This is a genomic window from Paenibacillus baimaensis, assembly GCF_025567575.1.
In genome coordinates this window covers 109,120-123,715 of the sequence record NZ_JAOQIO010000034.1, presented here as the reverse complement: position 1 = coordinate 123,715, position 14,596 = coordinate 109,120, and the positions used below count along the sequence as shown (strand labels likewise).

Here is a 14,596-nt window from a genome sequence, read left to right as displayed (position 1 = left end):
ACAACAAAATAAAACATTAATCATTAACAAAATGAACTGTTAACTTTCCGCAGGAAAAAAACCACCCCTTTTCCCTGTAAGGAAATAAGAGTGGCAACACTCTCTACGGTAAATCAAGATGATTTAACGATTTTAAAACAACATGATTTGATCCCGATCCGCATTTTGCCCATATGCATGCAATGGCCGATGATATTGAGGTAACTTATCATATAGAATCTGCGCAGCTTCTAATAATTCTTTATCCTCGATGGCTACTATGCGGGTTCGAACTTCAGACTTATCGATTTCCACGATGCGTATGGAAGGATGACACATGCCTGCTGCAGTTTGAATAAAGTTCCATTGTTCTTCTCTTACAATGGAGTGTATGTGATTGTGGCCGTTGAAGTAAAAACAATTTCCTTGTCTTTTTCGTAATATTGCACGCATATCAATGGTCGGATCAATATGCATTTTTTCATCCGTTGACCCGGTTGTCGTGTTATATAGGGGATGATGGGCAAAAACTAAAATTGGCTTTGATGGAGAAACGAGCATTTGTGCCTCCAACCATTCCAATTGGTCCGCATTAAGATGACCGCTATAATCTTTCGGGTCCATTTCTCTTGTCGAATCAACAAACACGAATAGGGCCTCTTCGGTTTCAAATACATCATTCAATGGATTAGCAATCAATGATTGAATTTTAGTTTTAGGTAATTCATAAGCATCGTGGTTTCCTAATATATGACGAAAAGATATACCGGAGTTACGAATATGTTGATAAACGCTTTCAAATTCTTCCTCCCATCCCATGTGGGTCAAGTCACCAAGGGATATGTGTAAGTCGGCTTCAATTTCGAAGAACTTTTGCAAATATCTCTCATAGAAACTTTCTTTAGCCAATAACAGTTCTTCATTTCCTTGTACAAATTTGTTATCAAAAAAATGCAAATCACCAATTATCGCCAAACGCATCATTTTAGTTCTCTCCCATCTCAATTTTAACGATTTCTAGTCGATTGATCGGAACCAAAACAAGGCTTGGTCCCAGACAAATTGCTCCAACATGGTGTTGGTCCTGTTACGTTATTCACCGGAAGGCACATCAATTTGCACATGGATCGGGACCGGAATTCCGAAATCAGGATTACCTTGATCATCCCATCCAAATTTTTGTGCTCTAGTACTGCGATGTGCACTTCCTGCACCCGAAACTGGAATCGCGTGGTAGACTATCCAATATTCCTTATCATCAGGTGATTTAACAAAACTATTATGCCCGGGACCGAACACCTGGTTTTCCTGGCTCTTATGGAATATCGGATTCGGGGCTTTTATCCAGGATTTCGTATTCATCACATCATCCTGTTCGGAGCACGTCAGCATACCTAGTGAATAGTCATCAGACCAACAAGTGCTTGCCGAGAACACAAGAAAAATCTTCCCATAGCCTTTCAAAATTGCCGGACCCTCATTAATCGCCATACCACCCTGCATTTCCCATGGGTCCGTCGGTTTACTGAGCAGGACGTTTTCTCCTTCTATTGTCCAAGGATTGGCCATTTTTGCAATATAAATCGCAGACCCATATTCCGGGAAATGGCCGTAGCCCGCATACAGGAAATAAAGATCTCCCCTATGTTCAAATACCGTACCGTCCAAGCCTGCATACTCTGTAATAATTGATCCTTTATCCGTCCATGTTCCTTCTAAAGGGTCTTCTTCTTCATTTTCAAGGACGAATATTTTACGAGTGCTGTCCCCACCTCCATCATTCGCTGTATAGTAAATATACCACTTTTTGTTAATATAATGAATTTCAGGAGCCCAAAGATTCTTGCTATTGCTTCCTGTCTCGTCCGGGATCCAGATTGTCTTTTGGTTACCGCTGGCGATATTCGTCATATTGTCAGATTTCCATAGATCCAGACGACCTTGTCTTGTAACCATCAAATAATAGGTTCCGTCTTCGTGTTTATACATCCAAGGATCCGCGCCGTTCTCGAGTAATGGATTCATAAAAGTTTTGTCCATACCATACCACTCCTCTTTAATATTTGAATTTCATTTAGTCGACAGGCAAAGATCACTGCGTGCTGTAGAAGTCTTTGCCTGTCGATCCATAAATCCGCTGTTACTTTGCCAATTTCAATTTACCGATTTCGGTTTCGAAACTTTTAGCCATGGATTGTAATGCTTCTTCCCGCGTCGTTTGACCGTTCAAAACACTCTGAGTTGCCACTTCCTGAATATCATTTAACTTGGCAGAAATAAAGGGAACGTCCGTATCCGCAAGTATTTTTGCTGCTTTTAATGAATTCAATAATGCTGGGTAGAATGGTTGGGAGTCCCTTACTTCTTGTCTTTCATAATTTGATTTTCGTGTCGGATCCATCGTATCTTTCATTTTCAATAGTTCCGCATCTTTGGACGTCACATATTCGATAAATTTGTAAGCTAATTCTGCCTCCTTTGATGTTTCCGCCATCGATATCGCCCAACCGCCAAGAGTAGGTGCTTGACCGGGAGTTACAGCAAATCCAACTTTATCCTTAACTTTGGATTTATCGCCTTGGATAACGGAAAACAATCCAGGCCATTGTTCCATCATGGCAACTTCACCCGTGGCAAAGAAGTTATTGGCCTCATCCCATCCAAATTGCAGCAATTCTTTCGGTGCAGTTTTCTGAAGCTCCAACATAATGTTCATAGCTTCCAAACCGGCTTTATTGTTAAAGGCAGGTTTGAAGTTCCCATCTACATTATTGCCACCGTAATAGGCTAGACGGTTTACCCACATCCAACGACTTCTTCCTTTGGATGCCATAGTGCTGTATCCATAGGTCACTGGAGAATCGGGATTCAGGCTTTTGGTAAAAAATTTTGCTGTTTGTACAAACTCTTCCGGAGTTTCGGGAACTTTTAGCTCGTTCCCGTTTTTTTCTTTGTAGGCGGCCTTAATTTTGGGATCCTCAAACAAATCCTTTCGATAGAAGAATAATTGAACGTCCGGTTTGTAAGGAAATGCGACAAGTTTCCCTTTATACTTTCCATAGATATCCAATAGGCTAGGAATGAAATCAGCCATATCCAAATTAGGACTTGCGATACTGTGATTATCAACGAACGGCTGGAGGTTTTTCAATTGATTCCCTTCGGCGAAGCCATGGATAAAGGCGATCGGCGTAATGACAACATCGTAAATATGACTGGAGTTTAGATCCAATTGAACTTTATCCATCAAGTTATCTCCCGGAATACTTTGCACTTCTACTTTTGCGCCGGAAACCTGTTCAAAATATGGGGCAACAGCCTTGATTGCGTTTTCAAAACTTCCGCTTGAAACCGCCAAAGTAATTTTTTTGCCTTTATACTGTCCTTTCAAGGTGCCGCCACCATCCATATCCTTCAACTGGATACCGTACGGCTGGGGAAGCTCTTTCAAAGCAGCAGCAGGAGCAGCCCCTTGATTCGCTTTGCTGTCCATGACCTGTTGAGTATTTCCGCTGCATCCGGAGATCAATAAAGCGATAGCCAAAATGAAAATTAACGAGCATTTGATACCTTTTGACATTTAAATTCCTCCCTTTATTTTGTAAATTCTGGTGAATTAGCTCCAGAAACTTGACAAACGTTGGTTGTGGAAAAGTACAAATGGTCATCAACCTTTAACCGCACCGTCCGTTAACCCGCGAACGATAAATTTCTGAGTCGTTAATGACAAAATGATAGCAGGAAGCATAGCAATCGTTCCAGCTGCGGCAAGTGAGCCAAAGGGTGTATCCTCTTGATAGACGATGAGACCATTGATTCCGATAGGCAATGTTTTCTTAGCATCAGTAAACAATAAAACCAGAGCAAGACCGAATTCATTCCAAGCACCAAGGAAAATCAAGATTGAGGCTACCACAATCCCTGGTAAAACGAGTTTGATCGCAATATGCCTAAATACACCGTAATCGTTACACCCGTCAATGATCGCAGACTCAAATACTTCAGTTGGAATTTGGTCATAAAATCCCATGAACAACCAAATTGCCAACGGCAACGAAAATGTAATGTAACTGATTACTAAACCAGTCAAAGAATTTAGCAAACCCAAATTCTGGTAAATAATATAGAAAGGAATCGTATATACAAGCCCGGGAATCATTCGAACAATGATGACTGTGTATAATGCAGTATACTTTCCTTTGAACTTATACCTTGAAAACCCGTAACCCGCCATCGTTGCAAACAATACCGCCACGACTGTGGTTGTGATGGAGACTATCAAACTATTCAAGAAATAGATGCCAGCCCCCCTTTTTGAAAATATATCCACATAATTGTCCAAATGAAAGCTTGAGGGAAAAAACTCTGGAGGGGTAACGAAAATTTGTCCCGGTGTTTTAAAAGACATGGTAATGGCCCAATATATAGGGAATAAAAAGAAAATTGTAAATATGATCATCAACAAATAAATCATGGATTTTTCGAAAATATGCTTCACTAGATCAACACCCCCAAAAAAAGTATAGCCATACTTCCCACACTGTTCATCAAGGTTTTAGATGAAATTGAGTGGGAACCACAATATGTTTGACAAAGCTTTTTCCATTGATTTGGGAAATTAAAGAATGTACGGCATGTCTACCCATTTCCTTGTAATTTTGTTTAATAAAATGAACATCCGGCAGACCGATTTCGTCAAAGGTTATCATTTCTATTTTGCTCAATAAAGATAACTCTTTCAAAGCGTTGTAGGTTAATGAAGCCATTTCAACATTCACAGTAAAGATTGCGGTGATCTCGGGATGCTTCTTTAAAAAGTTCAAAATATATGAATAAGCACGATTAGAAGCAATTATTTCCAGGTCAAGCAAACACCACAGGTTTTTATTAATAGGTAAATTTGAATCAGAGAAAACTTTTTCAAAACCGTATGCCCGCTCTTCTGTTGCCGAGTTCGTTATTGTAGGAGAAATAAATGCGATATGACGATGACCTTTATTCAAGAGCATAAAAATTGCTTGATATGTTCCTTGTACATTATCCGAAGTGACATTATAGGTATCAATGCTTTTCAAAAACCTGTCAATCAATACAAATGGAAAGTTATCGAGCTTAAGTCTTAGAATAGCTTCATTATACTTTTCATCGAGAGTGGGAAAAATGATCATACCATAGACACCCATTCCCTTGAATTTTTCAATCGCTCCTGTCTCCGCCGTAAGAAATTCATCCGTTATGCGTAAAATCAGTTGATAGCCATTTTCATATAAATATTTTTCAACATAATATAACAATCTCTGTTCTACATTTGTTTTCATGGTCGGCATGATCATTCCGACAAATTTATTATCTTCATTAGAAACAGCACACTTGTTGTTTTTATCTACGATTTGATTCGTAATATCATTATCCGATACAAAGGTTCCCTTGCCCTGGACTCTGACAACAATCCCCTGGTCTGCCAAGCTTATCAAGGCATTCTTTGCCGTAATACTGCTCACATGATATTGATTCATCAATTCACTTTCAGACGAGACCCGATCACCCGGTCGTAAAGCTCCTTCGCGAATCTGATTAACGATCAAATCTTGGATATGTTTGTACAGCGGATATCCTGCCATATATTATTTCTCCTGTTGTATAAATAAAAATTGTGAATTCCTTAACTTTGCCGCTAGTCTTTTGAATCCCTGCGAATGAGTTTGAGAAAGACTAACGTCACGATCACGATCAAAATGAAAAATAAGAAAGCCCCTGCTGAACCTGCCCCAATATCCGAATATCGGAATGCCGTTTTGTAAATCGTTGTTCCTATGGTTTCGGTATCATCTCCTGGCCCCCCATTAGTTAAGGTGTATACAATATCGAACATTCTCAGGGAATCCATGATCCGAATCGAAACCACCAAAGCCAGAAAGTTTCTAATCAATGGGAGTGTTATGCCAAAGAAAGTCCTGAATCGGTTCGCTCCGTCAATGAGTGCAGATTCATACAATTCTTTTGGTACCGTTTTCAAAGCGGCTAAAAAAATAAGCATACAAAATGGCGTAGAGCCCCATAGCTCCACAAGAATAATCGCGAATCTCGCATTATTTGTATCAGCTGTCCAATTTACTTTGTCATAACCCAACATCATTAATATGTTATTTAGAATACCATAAACCGGTGAGAACATCAGCTTCCATATCGTTGCAGAGACGACATGTGCCAACATCATAGGCAAAATGAAAGCGGTTTTAAATAAATTGGAAGTACGTTCCATCAACGAACTGTTCAATAGAAGTGCCAAGGACATTCCGAGGATGACGTTCAAAGCTACAACACTGATCGAAAAACTCAACGTCCATGCAATTGACCCTAAGAACGTTTTATTGGTCAACATATACATGTAGTTGTTAAGCCCATTGAATTTGATTGTAGTAGCCGGCATGGATAAGTTGTAGCTCAAAAAACTTAAATACAATGAGTAAAGAATTGGGAATATAGATAAAACAATGATAAACAACATGGATGGGCCGATAAATACGTAGGGAGCTGTTACCGCAGAAAGACTTCGTACTTTTTTGGTGGTAATCATTGTGTAATGCCTCCTTTTCTTTATACCATGCTTATATATTTGTGTTTATTATACTTAGGTTATTTTCAAATTTATATATTAAATTTAGTATATAAAACTAGACTTCTTCATTTTATTTCGTTGATTGGGGGAGTCTCTCTTCCGTGAAACAGTGAAAAAAACGGCTCTGTTCGCATTATTTGCGAAGGAGCCGTTTTCGTTTTTCTTCGGATTTTACGAGCTTCATGCGTTACTTTTTATATTGCGCTTTGTAGCCCTCGTTATAAATTTGAAGATAGCGTTTCAAATTCATACCATCCAACGTCTGTATATACTTATCCCACTCCTTATCAATGGATGCATCTCCAATGATGAAGCGGGTAGTCATTTCCTTCACGTAATCCTTGATCGTTTTTTGCAAATCACTGAGCTCTGAGGATTGTGCGTCATCGAAGAACACCGGAGGTACACTCTGCTCCTGCTTCGTTTTGTAAGGCTCGTAGTTCTTTTGTGTCTCCTCGTACAGAACACGGGGCACCTCATTCGGTCCTGCAGCAAGCCCCTCAAACATTTCCCGCGAGAAATGGTAAGGTGTCGTCTGCCCCCAGTTGTTATTCTGCAGCGTACCGGCAGCCATCAGCCGTACCCAATTGGCCGGTTTGCCATTCAGACCGAGCTCATCCGTTGTTGGTTTACGCCAGCCAATTCCCTCCGTTCCGATATTTCCACTCATACTGATATCATAGTTATACAGCGCATCTGCCCAACGAAACGCTACCTCGGGATTTTTTGACGCATTTGTAATTAACAGATTACCCCCATTGACAGAATAATAACGATATGGGGTCTGCTGCAAGCCGTCCGGGCCCTTAAGCGGGGGAACGGTTTTATAATCAAGCCACCGCTTACCGGTAATATTAGAGAATACCTGTGGGATGAAGGAAGATATGACACCGACCCTCGCATCACCATTTTCCACGAGCGATTTCATTTGATCGTTATTTTGCGTAAAAGATTCCGGGGCTATCAATCCTTGGGCGTATAGCTTATTTAAATATTGCAGTCCCTTCTTAAAGCCCGGCTTATTGAAATTAACTTCTATACTACCTTTATCATCGAAAATTAGCTGGTCTGCATTCAAATCATTCAAAATAAACGAGTTCATTAAGAAGCTGTCCAATCCTGTCAGCTTCTCCTGGATCCCCCCAATCATTGGAATTTCGTCCGCTTTTCCATTTCCGTTCGGATCTTTTTCCTTAAATGCTTTTAGCACCTTTTCGAACTCATCTGTCGTTGTTGGCATGTCCAGATTCAGCTTCTTTAACCACTCGGTATCAATCCACATTTTTTGTTGAAGCATCGTATGTGGGTTACGGTCGATACTGCTGAGTGAATATATATTGCCATTGGGAGCAGTCGTCGCTTGCTTGATTTCCGGGTATTTTTCCAGAGTTTTTTTCGTTTCCACACCGTACTTATCGATCAAATTGTTCAGTGCGATGAACAAGCCTTGCTGCCCGTAAACCATTTGTTGGGCGGGAGAAACGCCGAAGCCAATGATCATATCCGGCAAATCATTGGTGGCCAGCACCAGATTCAGCTTTTCCTGACGATCCTGTGGAGTCGCAAATTGCCATTCGATCTTGACGTTCGTCTTCTCCTCATACCATTTCGTAAACTCATTGGTACTATAATCCTGCACACTCGGATTTTTTACAGCAAGTACTTTAAGCGTTATTTTATCCTTGACCAATGGAAAAGTGCCTGCCTCTGTGCTTGGTCCCTCGGCTACTGCAGGCAGGCCCGTCTTCGCAGCTCCTTGCTCTTTGTCATCGCTGCAGCCTGCTGCCAGCAACAACGTTGCGATTGTTATTGTTGTCCATTTATTCATATTAAGACCCTCCTTGTTAAGTTCATTATCCTTTTAAAGCCCCAATCATTACGCCTCTCACGAAAAACCTCTGCACATAAGGGTAAACCAGCATTAAGGGCGCAGTAGCTACTACAATTAATGAATATTTAAGCAGATTTGCAAGACCGGCCTGTTCTGCCATTTGGGCAGAATCCCCCATCATTTCTGAGCTCATCTGGCTCCGGATAAGAATTTCCCGAAGCACCAGTTGGAGCGGATAAAGCTTCGGCTCCTTTAAGTAAAGCAATGCATTGAAGTATTGATTCCAATGCTCCACCCCATAATATAAAGCAATCACTGCGGTAATCGGACCGGAAAGCGGAAGCACGACCTTCCATAAGAAAATGAGATCGTTACAACCATCGATTTGTCCCGCTTCCAGAAGCTCATCGGGAATGGTCGCCATAAAATAAGTCCGGGTAATCACCATATTCCAAATGCTCAGAGCAGTCGGCAGCAGAAGCGCCCAAGGTGTATTGAGCAAATCCAGATTTTTGACGAGTAAGTACGTTGGAATAAGCCCACCGCTGAAAAACATCGTGAAGGCGAATACACCCATCAGCCAATTTCGCCCCCATAAATCCCGACGTGATAACGGGTATGCTGCCATAATCGTCAGAGTCACGTTAATTAACGTACCGGCAACCGTATAGCCGATTGAAACCGCTATGGATCTCAGCACTGCTGGATCGCGAAATACGGCTTGATAGCCTTCAAGACTAAATCCAACCGGCCACAGCAGCACCTGCCCCGCAGAGACGGCATCTTTATTACTGAATGAAGAGCTTACCACAAATATTACAGGGTATAACACGATAATCAGGAGCAAGGCCATAAACGTATAGTTAATGATATTAAACCAACGGTCACCCCTTGATTCACTTAAAAACGACGATTCCATGTTCCATTCCTCCTGTTACCAAAGGCTAGACTGGCCAAATTTTTTGGATAGCTGGTTAACGGACATGACCAGAATAAACGCGATCACATTTTTAAATAACCCGATGGCCGAAGCATAGGAAAAATTGGGTACCGCCGACTTCAGCCCGACGTTATATACATAGGTGTCGATAATTTCCGAGGTTCTTGTATTCAGCGGATTTTGCATAAGTAGAACCTTTTCAAACCCCAGATCAAATATATGGCCCACATTCAGGATCAGCATAATAATCGCAATCGGCATAATGCCCGGGAGATCGATGTGCCACATCCTTCTTACCTTGGACGCCCCATCCATCAGCGCAGCCTCATGCAGAGCCGGGTCGATGCCAGCCAAAGCGGCAAGGAAGATAATGCAGGAAAAGCCTGTATGCTGCCAAACATCCGACCATACGTAGACCGATTTGAACCAGTTCGGGTCACCCATTACATTGGGCATTGTGAAGCCTAACCACTCGCTTAACGAAGCGAGCGGCCCGATACGTGGAGAAAGAAACTGTAGAATGAGTCCCACCATGACAACAACTGAAATAAAATGCGGTGCATACGTGACGAGTTGTAAGGTTTTGCGAAACCGGACATGATGGATATAATTGAGGCCCAACGCTAGTAAAATTGGAAAAGGAAAGGTCGCCAGTAAATGATACAAGCTTAGCAGCAGCGTGTTGGTTAAAATTCGCCAAAAATCATACGAGTGAAAAAAACGAGAAAAATTAGCAATGCCTACCCATGGACTTTCCATAATGCCCTTGGTTATCGAATAGTTCTTAAAAGCAATTTGAGCTCCATACATCGGTGCATAGCGAAACAAAGCCAGATAAAGGAGTGGAAGTATCAGCAATAAGTATAACTGCCATCCCTTCAGTAGCTGGCGTGAAATTCGATTTTTATTCGTAGTGACCACCTCCTGAGTAGATGTCATCCGTTTATTGTTAATACTGACCTGAATTCTTGCGCCATTGCTACCATACAGCCAATCGTTCCGGTAGCGGATCCACGGTTTCAGCCATTCGGTCACATAATCGTTTCATCATGTCCAGCTTAACTTCCGAGTAGCTCTCATCCATCCATAAATTACGCCTTTCATTCGGATCTTCCTGGAGGTCATATAACTCCTCTTCATGACGGCGGTGATAAGATACCAGCTTATACCGGTCGGTTCGCACCATAGTAGCAAAGCCTCCGATACCATTCTGTTTCGCACTAGCGTTATAATGCTCACAGTAAATATCGCTGCGATGCGATAATTTGGAATCTACTGCTTCTGCAGTAAGCAGTTGCACAAGTGACTTCCCCTGCATACCGGGATGAATGTGCAAGCCAGCAGCTTCCAAAAGAGTAGGAGCCACATCGACAAGCTCAACAAGCTCAGGAATGCGTACTCCTGATTGAAAATGGCCGGGCCAAGATACGATCAATGGAACGTGAATCGACGGCTCATAGAAAAATGGCCCCTTCAAGTAAATACCATGGTCTCCCAGTAACTCGCCATGGTCCGACATAAAGATGACTATCGTGTTCTCTAGCTGTCCAGTGCGTTCCAACGCCTCCAGCATTCGGCCAACCTGCTCATCGATCAAATCGATCATCGCCCAATAGGCAGCCTTTAGCATGCGGTGGTCCTGCTCATTCATCTGGGAGAAGGGTAGCAATCTTTCATTCCCATAAGCCCCGTTGTGGTCAAACTGTTGGAAGTATGTCTTTTCCTCCAACTCACCTTCTTTATAATTAGGCAGCGGAATTTCATCCAGCTTTTGCATATATCGCTCAAGATAGGCCCGAGGAGGATTAAACGGGTGATGCGGGTCAAACATATTGACAGAAAAAAACCAAGGCTGCTCGTAGGATTGATTCGCTTCGATAAAATGGACCGCCTTCTCCGCGCACCAGGTCGTTTGATGGTCTTCTGCATCGGGACCGATCTCGACATAACGGCTTCTTTCTGTTTGCACTGGTTGGTAGGTCTTACCTTTGGCGCGCAGCCATTGGATATATTCATTGGTTGGCCAGTGATTGTCTGGATGATGGGACCAGTGAAATTGCGAGTAACCATCTGCTATTCTGCGTTCTGTTCCATGCGAGACACTTGGATTACAAGCGGACAAGTGGAGCTTGCCTGACAGACCGCCTACATAACCTGCGTCTGCAAGCAACCGTGTAACAAGTACTTCGTCCTCCGGAATGTTTTGTCCATTTTGCCGACAACGGGTCGTGCGCGGATAACGACCGGTCAAAAAACTGGCTCGGCTAGGCGTACATACCGTTGCCTGGCAGAAGGCATTCTCGAACAATACGCCGTTTTGTGCGAGGCGATCAATGTTTGGCGTCTTAACAAATGAATTTCCGTAACACCCCAAGGTGTCATATCGCTGTTGATCTGTGCAAATCCATAAAATATTAGGTTCGCTCATCTTAAGTCCTCCGTTTAGTTTAATCCAAAATGAAAGCGATAACATTAATATCCATCCCGGGACATCTATAATATACAGAGCCTGGAAACTAGTGTAAACATGAAGGATTTGCAGACTCTGCAATACTTGCTTTTGGCTTATGTGCAATTACTGCAGACCCTGCTATTCTTGCATTTCCCCGCTATTTCCGTTTCTAAAAACCAGTGCGCTTATACCAACAGTCCGCTTGAAGGCACGTCCGAACGTATTGGAGGAGCTGTAGCCTACACGGAGTGCGATTTCCCCAACCGTAAGCCCTGTCGTAATCAGTAGCTGTTTGGATTGTTCGATCCGCAGGCTTTCCAGGTAGTCGAAGAAATTGATCCCGGTTTTTTCTTTGAACAATCTGGACAAATAAGTTTCTGTCACATTAAAGCGTTCTGCCAACATGGCAAGAGACATTTGCAGATCGGAATACTGATTATCAACAAACGCTATAACATCTTGAAACCATTGCTGCTGCCGATCATTCTGCTTATGTCGAACTGATCTGCTCATTTCTTCTAGTTTATTTTTGAGTTGGATATAGTGAGCCTCAATACTTTCCACTTTATCCAAGATACTGGCCACTGCTACTGCTGTCTCCACACCTGTCACTTCGCCGATTTCACCTGAAGTCTTATATACGCTTGCGGCAAAATCGAATAAAAAGACTTTAAGCACAAGAACAGGCAAATTCCTGTCCACAAAATTATGCCAGTGCAGCTCGCTAAGCAGCTTTGTTAACGTTTCCTCATTCCCCGTACGCACCAGGTTTATCAGCCGGGTTTCCATATTTTCCGGGTAATAATAGCTGCTTGGATTCGGCAAAATTTCTTTGAACCAGATGATGCGGTTATCCTTGCTGCGGATAAGGGCTTGCTGGGCTTCAAAAAAAGATCTTGTGATATCCATTCTTTGTGGATAATAATTACCTATCGAGATAATGGACGCAATACCGCATTGCTGCTGGATTTGAAACTGTACCGACTCCAGGTACCCTGCTGCTTTCCCGTATATGCTAGCGGGCTCGTCCTCAGTAAACTGCATGATCAAAGCAATTTTGTCTACATCCACATCATGCAAAATAACATCCGGGATCATCTCTATTAGGATCTCACTGGCAATCAGTTTTTTCTGATTCAGATATTCGATTTCATCGGCATTAACAGCTGTCGTCGCCCTGTCAGGGAAGGTCAGGATTGCAACCAAATAAGCTTTCCCCATCCAATCCACTCGAACATGCGTACGAACGGCTTCCATATCTGCTTCCGATTGAAATTGCCCTCTAAGCACCCTCTCGAAGAACGCCGCTCGCAGAAATGGCAGCTGACGCTCCATTTTTGATTGCAGCTCCTGGTTGCTCGTCATGAGCATAGATATGCTTTGGCTGATCATCCCGAAAGCACCGCTCTTTGGATCGTCAGGCGTTATCCTGTAGTTAGCCAGAGTATGTATGATCTTGCGAATCGGCATGCTGTTCCTATAAGTCATATAGATGCCAATAAGGCTGCCACTGAATAAAAATAAAAGGAAGATGGTAATCGTCGTATTTTTAATATAGGTAATTTTTTTCAGCACAACCTTGGAGGGTTGGGCTGCTACATAGGTCCAGCCGTTATAGGCGGAGGTCACATACGTGACCATCATATCATCCCCATCGATACTGCTGCTCATTACCCCGCTGCTATAAGGCAAAACAAGCCGTTCCTGCGGCAGCTTGGCATTTGGCCCTTCGACACTAGTAATAATTTCGCCCTTCTCATCTGCTATATACACCCAGCTGCCGTCTGTGTCGAATCTTTTAAACAGCTTGGTAATTTCGTTGTTTTTAATAAGCATGATGATAATCCCATTGGAGTAGTTGGAGAAACCAAAAGAACGAAGGTAGGTCAGCAACTCATACTGGGTACCTTGAAGCGAGACGTTTCCTGCCGGGATAACATCCCGATTATGATAAGTCTCTACTAACGATTGCAAAAAATTCTCCGATTGATTCGGATACTGGAGTACAGAAGAAAAATCGTCTAATCTGGATGTATAATCGTTGTTCAGTACGAGCTGGTTGTTTTTAAATACAATAAAATAATTCATTATCAATTCATTGGAAATATAATATTCAAGAAGCCGTCCTCTTGCTTCGATGGTTCGATACAGATTAACGCCAAAAGGATCATCGATTTGCTGCAGCCTGGTCACCTTCAAATCGTTGGTAATTCGTCTGATTTGCGTATCGATGTCTTCCCATCTTTTATCTAGCACATTCATGCCCTGTTCCAGCAATAGGCGGTTGGATGCCTTAACCTCATCTTCCAGCACAGAAGAAGTTTGTTGGTATATTAAAAACCCAACAATCAGTGACAAAGTGAGGATGATGAATAACGGGAGTACAAAACGAACAATAAGCAAGGACTCCATTCGAATATGCCGTCCTTTATTCATTGAAGATATTCCTCCTTGTTGTAGTCAAATTCATAATGCGGGATAGATGTACCTATGGGATGGATGGGCTTAAAGACAAACCACATCGTAATTATAAATAGATCGTGCAAGATCTACAAGAAAAGTTTAATTCATTAAGTTTAATTTTCTACGTAAAACGGTACTGATAGGAGTCCTCTAGCAAAATATTATGACAAATTTACTATTGAAGACCAATCCCGAGGAGAGAACATCACGAAAAACCGTTCCTTTTTTCAGGGAACGGTTCGTTATTTTGTAGCTGTTACACAACCATATGTTTACGTCATGATGCCACCAGGAATGACCTTCACAAAATTC

The 14,596-nt window shown here is 42.2% G+C and carries 11 protein-coding genes; all 11 read right to left on the bottom strand.

Annotated features, from left to right (window positions below; translation table 11 throughout):
- Positions 1-132 precede the first annotated feature (132 nt).
- Positions 133-963 carry a metallophosphoesterase family protein gene (locus OB236_RS11570; RefSeq protein WP_262684142.1) on the bottom strand — a complete coding sequence of 277 codons (831 nt, stop codon included), beginning with the start codon at positions 961-963 and terminating at the stop codon, positions 133-135.
- Positions 964-1,071: 108 nt separating this feature from the next.
- Positions 1,072-2,019, bottom strand: a complete 948-nt coding sequence (locus tag OB236_RS11565) for a glycoside hydrolase family 43 protein (RefSeq protein ID WP_262684141.1) — start codon at positions 2,017-2,019, stop codon at positions 1,072-1,074.
- A 100-nt stretch (positions 2,020-2,119) separates the two neighbouring features.
- Entirely contained in the window at positions 2,120-3,559 is a 1,440-nt protein-coding gene (locus tag OB236_RS11560) for an ABC transporter substrate-binding protein (protein ID WP_262684140.1), read from the bottom strand.
- 87 nt (positions 3,560-3,646) lie between these two features.
- Complete coding sequence (locus OB236_RS11555; RefSeq protein ID WP_262684139.1) at positions 3,647-4,387, bottom strand: carbohydrate ABC transporter permease; 741 nt, start codon at positions 4,385-4,387, stop codon at positions 3,647-3,649.
- A gap of 139 nt (positions 4,388-4,526) precedes the next feature.
- Positions 4,527-5,600: a GntR family transcriptional regulator gene (locus OB236_RS11550; RefSeq protein ID WP_076234402.1), complete on the bottom strand. Its 1,074-nt coding sequence runs from the start codon at positions 5,598-5,600 to the stop codon at positions 4,527-4,529.
- A gap of 53 nt (positions 5,601-5,653) precedes the next feature.
- Positions 5,654-6,556 carry a carbohydrate ABC transporter permease gene (locus OB236_RS11545; RefSeq protein WP_262684138.1) on the bottom strand — a complete coding sequence of 301 codons (903 nt, stop codon included), beginning with the start codon at positions 6,554-6,556 and terminating at the stop codon, positions 5,654-5,656.
- Positions 6,557-6,785: 229 nt separating this feature from the next.
- The gene (locus OB236_RS11540) at positions 6,786-8,426 is read right to left on the bottom strand and encodes an ABC transporter substrate-binding protein (protein WP_262684136.1); all 1,641 of its coding nucleotides are present in this window, start codon (positions 8,424-8,426) and stop codon (positions 6,786-6,788) included.
- Between the two features lie 25 nt (positions 8,427-8,451).
- On the bottom strand, positions 8,452-9,348 hold the full coding sequence (locus OB236_RS11535; RefSeq protein ID WP_262684135.1) for a carbohydrate ABC transporter permease: 897 nt from the start codon (positions 9,346-9,348) through the stop codon (positions 8,452-8,454).
- Positions 9,349-9,363: 15 nt separating this feature from the next.
- Entirely contained in the window at positions 9,364-10,404 is a 1,041-nt protein-coding gene (locus OB236_RS11530) for an ABC transporter permease (RefSeq protein WP_317259334.1), read from the bottom strand.
- The gene (locus tag OB236_RS11525) at positions 10,349-11,797 is read right to left on the bottom strand and encodes a sulfatase family protein (RefSeq protein ID WP_262684134.1); all 1,449 of its coding nucleotides are present in this window, start codon (positions 11,795-11,797) and stop codon (positions 10,349-10,351) included. Before OB236_RS11525 ends, OB236_RS11530 begins: the two co-directional genes overlap by 56 nt.
- A 162-nt stretch (positions 11,798-11,959) precedes the next feature.
- Complete coding sequence (locus OB236_RS11520) at positions 11,960-14,257, bottom strand: AraC family transcriptional regulator (protein ID WP_262684133.1); 2,298 nt, start codon at positions 14,255-14,257, stop codon at positions 11,960-11,962.
- Positions 14,258-14,596: the final 339 nt, after the last annotated feature.